This is a genomic window from Bacillus cereus group sp. BfR-BA-01524, assembly GCF_022662595.1.
In the GTDB taxonomy this organism is placed as follows: domain Bacteria; phylum Bacillota; class Bacilli; order Bacillales; family Bacillaceae_G; genus Bacillus_A; species Bacillus_A thuringiensis_S.
In genome coordinates, this window is record NZ_JAKUDW010000059.1 from 1 (window position 1) to 16094 (window position 16094).

Here is a 16094-nt window from a genome sequence, read left to right on the forward strand (position 1 = left end):
ACTTCCACCATTCATACTAACTTTTACATACTTCATAGTGTCACCGCCTTTCATAATAATTTACATTTCGACAAGAAGGCGCTTACATCCTTTTTATTTACTCTTAGATTTCTCACGTTTACATATATTTTGAGAAAAGAAACTACTATTATTTACTCACAAAATTATTGCTAATAAGAAAGATAAAGATAACAATACACAAAGTGGAATATATAAACCGGTATCCATTCTAGCAAAGTGCGTATCTTTTTGTCGTTTAAAGATACCAAAATAATTGAACTCACCAATTACTCTAATAGAAAAGACGATCATACAAATCCAGGAACCGACTTGAATAATAACATTAGGAACTGCAAAATGAACAATTTTTGCTTGTTGCAACAAAATTATTGCTGCCATACTTAATAATAATGCAATGAACAATGTCATTCCGGCACGAGGTGTAAACGCCTTTTCCCCTGATTTAGTTGGAATAACACTATTTGTCCCCCAATTACCTCCGAAAGCCCAATATACATGTAACAAGCTAACTAAGAATAATATACAAGCAGATATATATGTAATGATAAGCATTTTATCCTCTCCTTATTTTATTTAAGTTCCCACCTATAAAATATGCTATTCCTCCCTCATTAGCAATCTTTATTTAATTACATAAAAAACCGTAATGATTTATCAATATTAAGATAAGTCATTACGGGGTTATTAAACTTCATTATGCATTATACCTATTTCTTCGGCGTTCCATCCTTGTTTGACCTTGAACTGCATTTTCTTTGTATGAATCTATTTGCTCAGTCATTTCATATGTTGCAACTGGTTCTTCGTACTTATACTCATGGATCTTTTCTGGCATTTTACTTTTAGATTCTTTCCCACCAAACTTAAATAGTTTCATCTTTAATTTCGGCAATCTTGGAAGACGAATCTTAATTGATAATCTTTTGCGTTTCTTTTTTGGTCCAAGTAGATTTATATTTTCTTTATTATTATCTTTCTCTTTGCGGTGAATGAACATCGCAAGTAATCCTCCTAATACAAGCCCTCCAATTAATAGTAATATATATACATAATGGCTTGTCATTAAACTCGTCATGCGTTCAAGTATGACTAACGACTGTACCTCTTTTATATCCCATAGTAAAGCGGCCCATAATGAGAATAAGCCCAAAGTAAGTCCATATGTACGAAAACGGAATAAACATGGAATTAACGCGACACATGCAGCAATTTTCGCATTTGCTATGATTGAGCTTGTTGAAATATCCTGATGCCAAATAACTAACAGTAATGTTATAAATGGCGCATACGCTATCCAGCTGCATATACGTGAATACATCTTTTTAGCAAAATAACTACCGAAACTAGTAAAAAATAAAAGCCCTCCAATAAATAGAGATTGTTCTAGAGGGATTTGCTTTGTAAGTCCTGCAATTGGAAAGAGGCCGCTCAGTAGCATTAAGAGCACATCTAATTTCTTCACAATTCCCCATTCCTTTCAAATTTTTTCAATTAATAAAAATTGTTTTTCCATATGATATAGTTTTTGTATTTCTAAAAAACATATTAATCCTGTCTGCACATAAAGTAAATATGTAAACGAAAAGATACTTGACAAAAGATATCCTTATTTACATAAAAAAATGACAAATCCTGATCGATATAACGAGCAGGATTTGTTTACTAGTATTTAAAGTAGAATAATTGTATCTTTTTTTTCTACTTTTACTACATCTACATCCAATTCATCATCAAACTCTTTAAACTCTCTTGCATCTATGTCAGTAATATAGCTCTTTATTATCTTTTCCATATGTACGGAATATATCATATGTATATTCTTTTTCGAAAGCATACTAGAATTACAGCACATGTAATGTATCATTTTAGCGATATAATCCCTTTCTACAGGTTTTACACCTAATGGTAGAATTTCAAGTATATATCGCTGAAAAATTTCACTACAATTAAGTGAATATTCACCAGTGCTATAATACATCCCTTTTTGATCTGCATATAAGCCAATGCTATCTAGAGCATCATCACGTTCTATTGCCCCGTAGCTTGGTACATCAAAACCTGTATTTATTCTAATAAGATTTAAGTCTGGAACCTTTAACACCTCAGGAACAATATCAGGTAAAATATCTGTATTAATTTCTTTATTTTGTAACTCTTTTATCCAATATTTTCTCAAATTCGCATCTACAATGAAGTAAACTTGTTCATTTTGTTCTTTTGCATATTGTACGATTTCCATTAATGTTTCGAAAACATATTGTTTAAAAAGAGCCCCCATATCATTTCTCTTTGATGGTTGTGGTAAAAATGCATTATGTTTATTTATATTTAATAATACGTAATCAATCGTTTGCCACTCTGTATTCCCATATAATTTATATAAAATTTCTTTTCCTTTTATTTTTGAAAAAATGGGTAAGAAATCAAATTTCGATATTCGTTCAATTGATAAATTAACATATGTACAAGGTAAATTTATCTTATTCCAACCACGCTTCAAAAATCCTTTTTGTTCTAATAAACTAAAAACACTATTTACAATTGTGTTACGTGATACACTTTGGCCTATAAATAAATTAATAAATGTTGAAATACGGTTTGTTCGTGCAAATCCCTCTCTAATGATTTGTTTTGGATCAATTTTTTCGCGTCCATCACAATTTTTCATTGCGATTAATGCTAATGTCGCATCACTACGCTCACCCGCGGTAGCATAGACAGCTTTCGTAACATCATCTACAAGATTTGTTTTGTATTTTTGGCAATATTGCATTTTATATGGATTTTGTAACACCTTTTCAATATTGTATCTCACAATCTTTAATAACACTGGAAAATCTGTATTCAATACATAAGAATTTTCACCAATTTTAGCCAAAACAACTTCGCTATCAAGTAATGCTTGTTCTATGTCAAGTGCTATATTTTCAGACCAAACTTCTAATGTTAATGTCTCTAATCCTTTTGGTGCAAATAAAGGAAATAATTCATTTTCATTATTTGTTGCTACCTTTTTACATTCTGGAAGTATTGTGAAATAAGAGAATTTGCGCTGGAATTCTTTAAACAAATACTCTCTTTCCTTTACTTTTATACCCGGTTCTATTTTAGTGCCTGGAACTTTATATATTCTCTCATTGTATGGAAATAACACTCTTTTATTTGCCCCTACAATATAATCTTTCGGATATTGGAGAATATGGTCTAAATCCACCTCTCCACCTATATGAAAATTATCTTTTAAATTTCTAAATATCTTAATCCATTTCATGCCGGTTGTAGCCTGTTGTATTTTTAGTTTTACAAACCGTATTTTTTTATTATTTGATGCAAACTCTGGGGTAGAAATCAATATCATGCCTCGTTTTCGCCTCAAAAGTAAAGGAATATCTGGATGATTATATTCTTGATATTAAGACTGTCTTTATGAGCATTTTGTATACGTATGATGTAACTAATTAAAACTAGTTTCAAAGACGACATATCGGCGATAATTTATATCTATTCTGTATTGGTGTTAGCAAGTTCGTTTGCAAACTTGTTAGCACTTTTTATTTTTAATAAGGACATTTGAATTTCCACTCCAATTTATTTATATCATCATGAAAATTATATAAACGTATAAAGTCATTTTCTCCATATTTCTCTAAAGCTTCTTCGTGATCGTCATAAACTTTTTCTCTAACCATTGTGCCATCATTTCAATTTTTTCTTCTGCACTCACATCATACTTAAGAAAAATTTCATTTAACGCTTTTGTTGATTCAGTTATAGTGGAGATATAAATAAAAAAGAACCGTATTTATTCACCGGTTCTTTTTTATTTAATAGTATTAAAACATTTTTTCTATCCAGTCTATGATGTCTTTCCAAAAAGAAAAAAGTAAAATAAATCCTACTACCAATGAAACTAAAAACGAAATAAGAATAGGATGTCTTTCAACGAAATTTTTATTTGCATTTGGAGCCGAAGCGTTATATTGATGTCCAATATTAGAATTTTTAATTTTAGTCTTATTTCCAATTTTTATACTCATTTTCTCCTCCCAAACCAATGACCTATTACGGACCTACTTATTTTATTCTTATCACCCAATTTTATAGACTCGTCAAAAATTATCTGTTCAATGTTAAGAATAACCTGTTCTTTTTTAGAAGCATCTTCTTCCACTTGAGACCTTATATCCATTTCATCCAAATTGTCATATTGTTTCTCTAACTCCATAATAATATCAACTAGCTTAGATTTGACTTTAGATACTATTCCGCTAAGTAGATTAGAAGCACATTTTATTGTTATCCCAATTATTTGAAGTTCATAATTTGAAATACTGTGACATATAGTGGTCGGTACAACTACGCCATACCCTTCTTTATTCTTACCATTTAGTATTTCTTCAAGAGTCTTAATACTATCTGACACGTTAACAGTAGTCATGTTTTCTATCATTTTTTCATCCATTACAGCTTCTAAGGGAACTTGAGCCTCTGAATATTTTGCACGACCGTTAACTATAAATGTACCCACAGGAGATCCTTTTAATACCCTATAAGCAGGTAACTCCTCACTTGATTCATAACCGTTCAACTCTCCTTGAATCCAATTCATAATTAAATCATTATCTAGATCTGATAATATAACCTTCAACCTTAACAAAATATTTTCAATACTTGCTTGTCCACTTACCACATCTTTTAGCAACTGACTCCTTGCCATATTATCACTCCTTTTCTAACAAATTACTTTTTAGTTTACTAGATTCAATAATTACATGCAAATTAGGTGATATACAAAACAAAAGACGTTAGATCCTATTTAACAAACAGACTCCCATAAAATTCGGACTGCTTTTATTTTAGCCTTTATACAGGTTGCTGAACTGTATTATTTAAAGTCTTCACTCTATCTTCAAATTTGTCAATATCTTCTACCAACCACATTAAATGTACTAATCTAGGCGTCATCTTTCGCGATTTAATTTCAGTATTCAATTTACACTTTATTTTCTTTAAATTAGGTAATTCCGTTTGCAAGTAGCTATAATGATTTTCATCAACATACTCTATTCTATTTCTTATAAAACCTCTAATATTTTTAATATTATCTGCTGACAAATTAATTATAGTGGCACAAAATTCTTCCGGTTCACAATGAGCGAAAAATGGTATATTTATATGTAACTGGTTTTCATTCATCTTTCTGGAAAAACTATTGAAATCTGTTCGCATTAATTCAAATAAAAATTGTGCATCTTCTTTTTCTTTTTTCACTTCCAAACCATCATTTATTTCTTTTATCATTTCTTTAAACTCGTAAAGATCTTCTTCGGCAAGATTTTCTTCATTACTAAGTTCTACCATTAAAAACATGGTAAATGTATATTCGATGTATGGCCCTCTTTCTCCAGCCTTTTTCAGCCCTTCCATAAGTTCCTGTTTTAAATCCAGTTCGCCTATGGAAATTATCCCCTTTCTCCTAAAGAATTCATACGTTTGATATGCTCTGAAATACCAAGTAAAATGTATTTCTCCCTTCTTTAATTTATTGTATGTATTTCGTTCCAACACCTCAAATTCATCATCAGTCACATTCCAATAATTCCCGTTAATAAACTCTATGTGTGGATCTTTAATATTTATTTCTTTTAGTTCTAATTTAAAACCATCCATCTCTCCTTTAAATAACTCTTTGTTAAATATACCTTTTCTTATTAGTACTTCAGCAAATTTAAAAAATGCTCTTTGATAGAATAGATTTTGACCATTGTAATACTTGTTTTTAAATTTATTGGGGAACTCCATCGCTTTCCCGCCTAACATTCCTGATAGACCTGTCGCGTCAATAAAATCTTTGTGCGAGTTAATTATCTCTAGTTCTTCATTATTTTGTATATTAGTTTTAATTTCATATGACGCTGCTAATACAAATTTTAATATTGATCGAAGCATTGCATCTGATTTATAACCACATTCTTTACAATTTTGATAAATTAAATCAAAATCTTCAAGCGCTTGTTTTAAAATCCTAATATTCTTACTATCACTTTCCCTGTATGTGTCTTCAATTGTAACTAAATTATCCTCAAAAAACTTTTGAAGGTCCTGTTTTTCATTTGATGTTTGAACTACTATGTCTTCTATAAGAACTTTTTCATCTAGTTGAAGCGTTAATGTTTTACCTATAAGCTTTTCTTTTATCCTTTTATATTCGTTCTTATTTTGAAATAAGTCTTTTAAATTACGTGTAATTAATTCCTTTTTAGTTATCTCTTCTTTTTTAAAATTTGAATTCGAATTAGTATTTGAATTCAATGCGTCTTCCATATCTGTATAAAAACACGTTGTTAGTATCTTAAGTTCAAGATTTTTATCATTTAATTTTGCTTCTATTTCATTTTCATTAGCAATCAAAATAACCTTTACACCATCATGTTCCACAAAATTATTTATATACCCTAATATCTCATTAATGTCTATACTCGCTCTTTCTAAATCATCAAAACACAAGACCGTATTAGTAAAATTAAGAAACTGTCCAAAATCTATGCTAGGAACTTCTATTCCTTTTATATATGGAAGTTCCATGTTTTTCACACTTCCCAACATAGCTTTCGCTATCTCTGATGCCCCCCCTCCTATTTTACTTTCAGTAATTTTCTGAAGTTTTTCCCATTTACCTAAGAAAATCTTTTTGTTGATTTCCTCTATGCTATTAACACCGTATAACGATACATAAATAGCATTCCTTTTTTTTACGTCAACTTCCTTTTTAAATCTCCATATACCTTTCTTTTTCTTTTCTTTCGCCTCAATTTTCTCTTTTAAAACATTTTCCCAGAAATATGTTTTCCCACTTCCCCATTTTCCGTTTAATAAAATGGCATGATTTGTTTTATCCCTATCTATGTAATCCAATATACTATCAACTATATACTGCATAGATTCACTTGAAGATGTTTGCATTGAACACACTCCTTGATTTGTAGCTAAATATATATTTTATATTATTATATCAATAATTCCAGAGATACATCTATGCTTGTTTTACCTTGCTATGGTATACTTTGTATTTAAGGAATACATTTAGTTTAGATACCAGATTTAAATTCGATAAATTAGTTAGATTACTATAAAAAAAAGAGGGCCTACTCATAGATGAGCGGGCCCTCTTTCTACTTCACATACACATAAGCTTCATTTGCTGTTACATAGTATGTTTTGCCTTTGCTATTGTGTACTTTATATTGCGGTGAACCATTTACATTTACTTTCGCATCAATTGTAAATCCTAATCCTGCATCTACAGAACCAGCCACATCTTTATCCTGCCAAGATGGACCATCATAGAAACGTAGATTGTTAACTTTTGAAACAACACGCTTTCCAACAATAGAAGAATCTACTGTGCTTTTCTTATTAAACTTCACATAAGATGGATCGTTCTTAATCCACTGATCTCCACCAAGATTTAACCAACCATCCTTTTCCGCCCACACAATATAAGATTCTGGTTTGTTTAGTTGACGAATTTTAGAATAGCTTGTACCTGGTCCTTTACGTAAGTTAACATTGTAACCTTCAATGTAGGCGATACCGTCTATTACTGCTGTTGGTACTTCCGATGGTTTAGATGGCTTCTCAGGAACAGAAACATCTACACTAGAATTATTGTATGCTCGTTGTACATCTGCTCTAAATTGAGCTTCTGAAACGCCATGAGACTTCAAGTAATCAATTGGATCTTCATGATCCGTACCACCAAGGTAATGAGTTACATCGCTATGTGTCCACAATCCTTTTTCTAGAGATAACCCACGGTCACGTAAAACTTTGGCTAGCAACTTAACGTATTTGTCATAGCTGCGTTTGAATTTTGTATAGTCCGCTGTTTCGCATAACTCTACATGTACAAATCGTTTATTAGCAGCAGGACCGCCACCATAAGCAATGTATTTTGTATCAGCAATTTGGATTGTTTCGTCCCAATCGACTGCATAGTGAACAAATGCATTTCTCCATGTTCGAGACTCATATTTTTGAATGTTAATAGCTGGAGCTTCTGGAGTTGCTGTAGAATGTGCTACAACTCCCTCATAAGCACCTACACCATAACGGTATGGTTGTTTTGGTAAATCAGGAATAATAAGCGTTCTATGAGCAAAAGTACTTGTAGCAAAAGAACCACCAAGTACTAGAATCATAAGGAACGAGGTAATATGTTTCATTGTCTTTTTCATTTAGCATCAACATCCTTTTTCATAATTTTTGTGTGGTCAAATAATCCACTCGCTGACAGTCCAATGATGATTCCTTGAAATACATTTGTTTTGATATCTCCGCCCATAAATAAAACACCTAGCATAATGCCAAGCGTTAAATTTAGTAACGGAACATATTTTGTTTGTAATCCAATTGTTTTTCCAATCTGTGAAAGACCAACTACAATTCCAATCATTACAGTAATTTCAAACATTACATACCACCTCCTTTCATTAAGAAAGTGAGTGTTGCGCCTATAATTCCACCTACAATAAGTCGCAAGATCCAGGTAGTATTAGCGCTAATCTTATCTAATTGCTTATTGATATTGATAATGTCTTTCTCATTACCTGTTGTCCGCATTTCTAAACTTTTAATCTCTAAGCGAATGTCCTTAATATCTTGCTTTATTTCTTGAACATCACTTCTTACTTCTTGTAATCCTTCCACTTTGACCACCCCTTTTAGGCAATAAAAAAAGAACAGCTTATGGCTGCTCTGGTTTTTTATCAATTAAATTTTGAAGTAACAGTTGTTCTAAAACTTCAATTCTACGGTTCATTTGTTTATTTTCTTCTTTTAACTCTTGAATTTCAGCATCTTTAGCTTGTTTTTCTTCTTGAAATGCCTTTATTTGAATTGCTACTGAAGAATATATTTCAGCTGCATTTCTTGTCTTTGTAACAAAACAATCAGGAGTATTTTCATCATCTGCAATCCACCCATAGTGAGTTTCTATATCGTTTGTTGTAAGAATTTGGTCCCCTTCAACACGATTCATTCGCTTCTCATATAAGTCTTCTATATCTGTTTTCAAGTTATATTGTTGGATTTGAAGTGCCATAATTTTTTCTATTGCACTAAACTGCACGTTACGAATATTTGTTTTGTATTCACGTTTCGATGCTGTTTGGAAAGCTGATGCCGTAACAGCGTTATATGCACTTCCCGACCCATTTTTAACCTGAAGTGTTTTATATCCCTCAACGTTGCCATTTCGTAGCATTACTGTTTGGAATCGAAGGTCTGTTTCAGCGTTGGGCGTTGCAACTATATCAAGCATATTTTTACCTTTTAAGTTGAATACAATGGAAGACTGACTGTCCATCCATACGGATTTAGATCCACCTTTTAATGTTATTCCACCAGCAGAGTCTATCCAAAATGCGTTCGATGGATTAGATACTGTGAAGGTAGCACCGTTGGCTACTTCAACCCAATATGATCCATTCTTTGCATACTGACTTATACCTTTTCCAGAAGTGATAATTGTATGCCCACCAGAATTGACCTCTGTATTCTGATTACTTTTCATAAACAACGCCCCACCAGTAAGAATATCTACGTGGCTAACAGAATCTAAACGAATTGTATTAGTATAAGCGCTAAATTGTTTATCAGACCTTAGGGTAACTCCATTATTACCAGTAATATAAATATAGTTATCTCCATTAAGAGATACATCCCCTTTTGTATCCACATTTAATTTAGCGCAATAATGTGGAGTTTGATCCGCATCATAACCTTTAACAATACCAAAGCTACCGGTATAGTAATTTTCTCCTTTCACTGGGAATTGAGATATTGTTAAAGTACCATCGCGGAAACGTGATGTATCCACATCATCATGCATAAGTATTGTTGGTTGTATTTGGCTATCAACAGCTCTTTTGTAATAACCAATAAACATTCGCGTTAAATTCGATTCCATCAAGCGTATGAATTGTTTTTGGATGTGTACATAGTTAGTACCGTTGTCTGTCCGTACTGTAGAACCAACTATCTCTCCACCACGTACTAAGTTACCGTTTAGTACACCCGTTGTAATGAAATCAGCGACAATCCTTCCATCCATTGTGATTGCCGTATTATAGGGTCCATTAATGCCTGTGGAGGAATAACCAAATCCATTGATATTCCATTGCCACACTTTTTTAGCGGTTCTTTCATCAGCTGTATCCATAATCAAAATTCTTTCTGGATATATACGAACATGGCCACCGAAACCGCTATTGATTAAATTCGTAGCATTTTCGCGTGCTTGTTCTAATATTGATTTTTCCATTCCTTTAACGTTGTTTTTAATACCATTGACGCTATCTCTAATATCATTGAAGTTATTCTCAACATTATCAACTCTGCCTGTTATATCAACGAATGACTCTTTAAAATTGCCTAATGTCAATTCGATATACTCTTCATTGATCGGGTCGTATTTGTAATGATTAACTTTAGCTTCAATTTCGAAACCGTCTTCTTCATGTATAACTGTTACTGTATCTCCCATATATACACGTTGTAATACCGTCAAATCTTTATACTCTTCAGTTTGAGATAGCTCTTGAAACTCTACTTTATATGTCGCTTTTGGATAATCAACATGTTGTTCATCGTACATTTTTTTTGCGGCATTGCGTAACATTTCATATGCTTGTGGTAACGGAACTGCGTCTTCGTCGTCAGCATAATCACCAATAGCTGCTTTAATGTGTTCAAATTCAACAACTCTAATTTTAGGTTTAATATATTTACTAGCGTTATAGCTTTCCACGTACTTTTCTGGTAACAGTAGTCCATCAAAACCTTTAGGCATCATTCGAGTTATAACACCTTGCCAATCAACATCGCCTTCATATCCTAATAAATCTTTTTTGTGTTGAATAACAACACCGCGATCTTTTCCACGTTCTCTTAGCATGTGGACGGTGAAATTATCCCTTTTTAATTCCCCGCCCCAACGACTAAGAAAAGAGTTGTCCTGGCTGTTATCAAGTATTGCTTCGACTGGGTTTTTTCTAACCAAACGAGAACTAGAAATTGTATTGATATCACTAATGAAATTAAAATTAGTGTTATATTGCATACGTTCTTTCATTTGTTGTAATGCTGCTTGTCCGCCCTTTTCTTGAATAAATGTATCTTCAATCAAGTTATCAACGAGATCATAGAATACGTGATAACAAAATACGTGTAATTCACCCATAGAAGGTGCAGGTCGTGCTACACGAAACAATTGATTGCCATCAGGTGTTGGCGCTTTGATTAAACATTGACCACCTATTTCTAATCCATGCGGAGCGAATAACGGATATTTAAAACTTAAGACGTATAAACCATTTAATTCTTCTTCAATAACTGCATCGTAAATATTATCGTCTAAAATACCTATACCATTGTGAGTAAAATCCGTTTCAGTTGGTTTATATAATGTAATCATAAGTAACGCCACCTCGGGTCAATTTGTAACTTTGTAACAGTTCCAGTCCATTTTATTGTGTTTGCACCTTCAGAGAATGTGGGAAAATTACCGATCATATTACTATTCATCGGCGAAGTGTTCGAATATGCTTCTTTTAACTCGGAATCAATTACTACTGAACTATTTACATTTTTAATTAAGAATGAAACATCATTTATCGTAACAGTAATTGATCCACTACCATAAATCGTTATTTTAGGTAATGAATACTTAGTGCCCGAGTTTACAAGAGTAGTTGTCTTAGTTATTTCCAAAGGTTGTAGAATAGCGTATTCGAATGGATCAGCTACAAAAGTAACTTCGAATTGTCCATATTCTTCTATTTCATTAGCGATACTACCTATTTCCACACTTTTTATTTTTCTATAAACGTTATCATCTGTAAAAGAAAGGGTTTTAGCGTTCAATAGCCACGCTTTTATACGTCGTAACAATGGTTTGATGTTATAATCTTCTAACAAGTTAAAGTCAATCTTGAAAGTAACGTCTTCATAACCATTTTTCTTTGTTAATGATCCGTTTTCTCTACCAGGAACTTCAATAAACTCTATTTTTTCTTTTGCTGTTGGTATGTCAGGGCGCTCTACCATACAAAGAAGATAGTCACGTCCTAATATTTCATTTATTCGAATATCAACCACGTCGCGCCCTCCCTATACCGATATTTAACATTTGTCCTTTCTTTGCAAACCAATCATCAGCTTTTTCAAACATTTTATTTAGATCACTTTCATTTTTAACAGTTGTATTAAAAGTCACTTCATTTTTAATTTCTTGTGGTTGTTGTTGCTGATTAGCGTTAACACCTTTACTCAATGACAATGAATTGTTAACAATGTTAGGTAAATTAGAAAGAATACCATTGCCACCTATTGTTTTAGTAATCCTTTGTACCGTATCTCCTAGTGCACCTCCAGAAGAGAATGGAGCTAATGGAACGCCTTGATTTAAATTAACAGCTAATGCCCTTGGCGCGGCGAATGATGCTGGGGCAATTCCTTGATTTCCTGTATTATCGTTAACACTTATAGAATAAGAACTGCTAAATGGATTTAATTTGTTTAAAATGCCACCAGCTTTATTCCACGCTCTTGTAACCGTATCGATAATACCGTTCATTACTCTTATAATAGAATTCCAAAGATCATAAAAGAAACCAACTACACTATTAATCGGTTTGTAAACACTTTGAAGGATATCTGAAACATAACTCCAATTGCTACGAACGATGTTAGAGATATAATTGAATGTTCCAGACACGCCAAAAGACAACCTATCCCAAGCGCCAGTTACATTAGATACGACATTGTTCCAAATACCAGAAGTTATGGCATAAACTACATTCCAAGCGCCTTCAATTCTGCTTTTCACTTCATTTACTGCATTACTAATATTCGAAGTTATCGTATTCCAAACTCTCGAAATAGTAGAAGTTATTTCATTCCATTTGTTGGATGTTGTATTTTTAGTTGAAGTCCAACCGCTTGTAACAGTATCTGTTGCTTTATTTATCTTGTTCCTAATATATCCAACAATCTCATTCCAAACATCAGAAATAAACGTCGAAACCGCGTTCCACGCCTTTGATGTTATATTTAATACGTAATTCCAACCTTCCTGTATTTTAAGTTTTATAGGGCCCAAAAATTCATTTACAGTATCAGTGATCCATTGCCATGCTTCACGGATTATATTAGTAATCCAATTCCACGCTGTACTGGTTGCACTTGTGATTGCATTCCACAATTCTGTGATAGTGTTAACTAACATATCTCTATATTCTATAAAAGTAGAGGAAATAGCATTCCAAGCTTCTTCGATGTAAGGTTTAATCCATTCCCAGAATTGTGTTACCGGTTCTTTTATTAATTCCCATCCTAAAATGAAAGCAGTTAATAACAACTGTAAAGGGAATGTTATGATTTGGAATAGAATATTCCAAGCTATTTGCGCGATCTCTTTCAAACCTTCCCAGAATGCTGAGAAACCTGATTTTACAGCTTCCCATGCGTCAGAACAAATTTGTTTGAACGAATCCCATGTACTTGAAAACCATTCAATCGTTGCTGTCCACATTTCATTTGCTATGTTGCCAACTTCAGCCCAAAAGTTATTCCAATTATTTTTAAACTCTTCCCATTGTTGACTAAACCAGTGCGATATCATATCCCATGCCATTTGAATCGATTGGGCTACATTATCCCAACCTTTAGAACAAGCATCGCTAATTGTTGTCCACAATTCTGACATCCATGTTGAAAATTGGCTCCATTTTTCTTTAAGCCAATCTGTAATACCTCCCCAGTTGTTAAATATAGCTATAACTACTACGACTGCTGCTATTATTGCAGCTATTGCGGCTACAACTAATGCGACAGGAGCGCCAACAAATGCAGCTATTACGGTGACTACTATCCCTATCGCTTCAGCTATAGCTGAAATCCAACCTATTAGAGTACCGATAAAACCAATTACCGAACCGACGGCGGTTATTATCGTCCCTATGGCTGTTATCGTAGCTCCTATGACTATTAATAACGGGCCAATTGCCGCCGCTAATGCCGCAATAATTACGATTGTTTGTTTAGTTTTAGGATCAAGTTTAGAAATCCAGTCCATTAATTCTTTTAATTTTTCAACAACAGGCATTAACGCAGGTAATATTTCAGTCCCGAATTGTACGGCTAAAGTATGAAGTGTTTGTTGTAATTCTTTGAATTTATTTTCCGGTGTGTCCTCCATTTGTTCAGATAAATGTTTAACCTCTCCGGTAGCATTTCGGGCATCATCAGACATTTTTTTAAGTTTTTCGCCGCCACTATGAACAAGTATTTGCCACGATGCTAAATGTTCTTTACCGAATATTGTAGCGATTGTAGCGTTTTGTTGTTCTTGTGTCATTCCTTGTAAACCGTGTTCAAGTTCGTCCATGACTTGAGGTAATTGTTTCATTTGTCCGTTTGCATCAAATGCACTGAATCCCATTTTCGCCATAGCTTTAGACATAGCCTTTGTTGGCTTAGTTAAGTTAACGAAACCAGATTTCAAAGCCCTTGCCGCTACAGACGCTTCAATACCATTAGATTGTAATAAACCTACAGCAGAAGCGGTTGTTGATAAATCTTGTCCAGCTGAATTTGCAGTTGGCCCGATAATTGACATTGCTTCTGTTAGAGAATGAACGCTAGCTTTTGTATGGTTAGCTGTATAAGCGAATATGTCAGCCATCTTATTGATACCAGCTATATTCTGCTCAGCGTTATTTGTTTTTTGTCCTGTAGCTTCATAAGCAGATCCTAATCCGTCCACAGTTTTTGATAAATCTTCATTCGCGCCACGGGCAGTATGGAGAGAAACAGTCATGATTCGCATCGCTTCTTCTGCTGTGTAACCGTCTTTAACTAACACAAGTAAACCTTCATTTATTTTTTCGGTACTAACACCAAACTTTTGAGAGTTAGCAAGGGAACTATCCCACATTCTGCTCATAACGTCGTTAACTTGTTGAGAAGTTAACCCTGTTGCGTTTACCTCTTTTCGAATATCAGCCATTTCATGTTGGAATTTCGATGCTTCTTTTGCAGCGTAACCCATGGCGCCAGCTATAGGAGTTGTCACTTTCATTGACATGTCTTTTCCTACACTAGAAACACTTTGACCGACTTCTTTTACTTTGTTACCGAATTCTTGAACGTGTGATTTAGCTGTTTTAAAGCTGTCTCCAACTCTTCTTTCTAGAGCTTGCGTTTCTCTGCCTAGTTCAAATTCAGCTTGTCTTGCCCTATTTAATTCGGTTTCTAACCTTTTAACTTCTTCAGATCCAGCGCCGAATGCAGTTTTAGCATTATTTAATTGTTGCGCTAAATTTCGAGACTGTTCACCAGCGTTTTGTTGCGCTTGCTTTAAATAGTCATATTGTAATTTCGCCTTGGAAGTTTCCGAAGCGTTCTTTCCTAGTGAAGCTGCTTGGAGATCGTACGCCGATTTTAATTTATCAGCTTCAGTTTTTAAACTGGAATGGGCTGTTTTCAAACCTTCTAACGCTTGCTTTGACTTACCTATTTCACTATTTCGTAATGCTTCAGCTTGTTTAGCTTCTTTTAATGATTCGGTAGTAGTTTTTATTTTGTTAGAAATTTCAGTTTCAGCAATTTGTGCACGTCGTAACGCTTCTTCAGCCTTCTTTGTTTCTGTTGCATTTTCTCCCCACACTTGTTTTGTTCTTTGAAGTTGTTCCGCTGTCTCTCTTGTTTTGTTTTTAGCGATATCATATTGCTTCTCAAGTGTGGATAACGAAGTCTTATATTTATCAACATCAGTTCCGGTTAACTTCATTTGTGTTTGAGCTAACTTTAACTCTTGTGTTAAGGCTCTATTCGCCTGATTCATTTCGTTTATCTTAGATTTATAATCAGCGGTGTCAGCCTTAAATTTAATTATGGTTTCTTTTGAAGGAGTAGCCATTTATTTTCCACTCTCCTTTTCTTGGATATAGGCTTTCCACCCTTCGTAAGCACTTTTGTTTTCTGCTATTCTTTGAACATCCCTTAAGGGT

General features: G+C 33.5%; 12 protein-coding genes. All 12 read right to left on the reverse strand.

All coding sequences use genetic code 11. The annotated features are described in order from the left end of the window. Positions 1-156: 156 nt before the first annotated feature. The 12 genes from MR170_RS19985 to MR170_RS20040 all read right to left on the reverse strand — a co-directional run bounded on the left by MR170_RS19985 (position 157) and on the right by MR170_RS20040 (position 16003). The gene (locus tag MR170_RS19985; RefSeq protein WP_088114822.1) at positions 157-573 is read right to left on the reverse strand and encodes a DUF3995 domain-containing protein; all 417 of its coding nucleotides are present in this window, start codon (positions 571-573) and stop codon (positions 157-159) included. 142 nt (positions 574-715) lie between these two features. After that, a complete protein-coding gene (locus MR170_RS19990; protein ID WP_016081451.1) occupies positions 716-1483 on the reverse strand; it encodes a DUF3959 family protein in 768 nt (255 codons plus the stop codon). A gap of 207 nt (positions 1484-1690) precedes the next feature. Then, a complete protein-coding gene (locus MR170_RS19995; RefSeq protein ID WP_242309036.1) occupies positions 1691-3373 on the reverse strand; it encodes an RNaseH domain-containing protein in 1683 nt (560 codons plus the stop codon). Positions 3374-3854: 481 nt separating this feature from the next. Then, positions 3855-4058, reverse strand: coding sequence for a hypothetical protein (locus MR170_RS20000; protein ID WP_242309014.1), 204 nt, complete (start codon positions 4056-4058; stop codon positions 3855-3857). Further along, the gene (locus tag MR170_RS20005; protein ID WP_242309015.1) at positions 4055-4738 is read right to left on the reverse strand and encodes an AbiTii domain-containing protein; all 684 of its coding nucleotides are present in this window, start codon (positions 4736-4738) and stop codon (positions 4055-4057) included. The genes MR170_RS20000 and MR170_RS20005 overlap by 4 nt, the downstream gene beginning before the upstream one ends. Positions 4739-4884: 146 nt before the next feature. After that, positions 4885-6984, reverse strand: coding sequence for a P-loop NTPase fold protein (locus MR170_RS20010; RefSeq protein WP_242309016.1), 2100 nt, complete (start codon positions 6982-6984; stop codon positions 4885-4887). 209 nt (positions 6985-7193) lie between these two features. After that, positions 7194-8258 (reverse strand): N-acetylmuramoyl-L-alanine amidase, encoded by a 1065-nt coding sequence (locus MR170_RS20015; protein WP_242309017.1) that lies wholly within the window; start codon positions 8256-8258, stop codon positions 7194-7196. After that, positions 8255-8494 (reverse strand): hypothetical protein, encoded by a 240-nt coding sequence (locus MR170_RS20020; RefSeq protein ID WP_000461723.1) that lies wholly within the window; start codon positions 8492-8494, stop codon positions 8255-8257. The genes MR170_RS20015 and MR170_RS20020 overlap by 4 nt, the downstream gene beginning before the upstream one ends. Next, the gene (locus MR170_RS20025) at positions 8494-8730 is read right to left on the reverse strand and encodes a hemolysin XhlA family protein (RefSeq protein ID WP_065228905.1); all 237 of its coding nucleotides are present in this window, start codon (positions 8728-8730) and stop codon (positions 8494-8496) included. The genes MR170_RS20020 and MR170_RS20025 overlap by 1 nt, the downstream gene beginning before the upstream one ends. 37 nt (positions 8731-8767) lie before the next feature. Next, positions 8768-11497 carry a phage tail spike protein gene (locus MR170_RS20030; protein ID WP_242309018.1) on the reverse strand — a complete coding sequence of 910 codons (2730 nt, stop codon included), beginning with the start codon at positions 11495-11497 and terminating at the stop codon, positions 8768-8770. After that, positions 11494-12180, reverse strand: coding sequence for a phage tail protein (locus MR170_RS20035; RefSeq protein ID WP_242309019.1), 687 nt, complete (start codon positions 12178-12180; stop codon positions 11494-11496). The genes MR170_RS20030 and MR170_RS20035 overlap by 4 nt, the downstream gene beginning before the upstream one ends. Then, positions 12173-16003, reverse strand: coding sequence for a phage tail tape measure protein (locus MR170_RS20040; RefSeq protein WP_242309020.1), 3831 nt, complete (start codon positions 16001-16003; stop codon positions 12173-12175). The genes MR170_RS20035 and MR170_RS20040 overlap by 8 nt, the downstream gene beginning before the upstream one ends. Positions 16004-16094 lie beyond the last annotated feature (91 nt).

What these genes read in the sequence shown, in the direction of transcription:
- MR170_RS19985 (WP_088114822.1), bottom strand. Translation starts at nt 573, where the DNA reads ATGCTTATCATTACATATATATCTGCTTGTATATTATTCTTAGTTAGC.
- MR170_RS20000 (WP_242309014.1), bottom strand. Translation starts at nt 4,058, where the DNA reads ATGAGTATAAAAATTGGAAATAAGACTAAAATTAAAAATTCTAATATT.
- MR170_RS20005 (WP_242309015.1), bottom strand. Translation starts at nt 4,738, where the DNA reads ATGGCAAGGAGTCAGTTGCTAAAAGATGTGGTAAGTGGACAAGCAAGT.
- MR170_RS20010 (WP_242309016.1), bottom strand. Translation starts at nt 6,984, where the DNA reads ATGCAAACATCTTCAAGTGAATCTATGCAGTATATAGTTGATAGTATA.
- MR170_RS20015 (WP_242309017.1), bottom strand. Translation starts at nt 8,258, where the DNA reads ATGAAAAAGACAATGAAACATATTACCTCGTTCCTTATGATTCTAGTA.
- MR170_RS20020 (WP_000461723.1), bottom strand. Translation starts at nt 8,494, where the DNA reads ATGTTTGAAATTACTGTAATGATTGGAATTGTAGTTGGTCTTTCACAG.
- MR170_RS20030 (WP_242309018.1), bottom strand. Translation starts at nt 11,497, where the DNA reads ATGATTACATTATATAAACCAACTGAAACGGATTTTACTCACAATGGT.
- MR170_RS20040 (WP_242309020.1), bottom strand. Translation starts at nt 16,003, where the DNA reads ATGGCTACTCCTTCAAAAGAAACCATAATTAAATTTAAGGCTGACACC.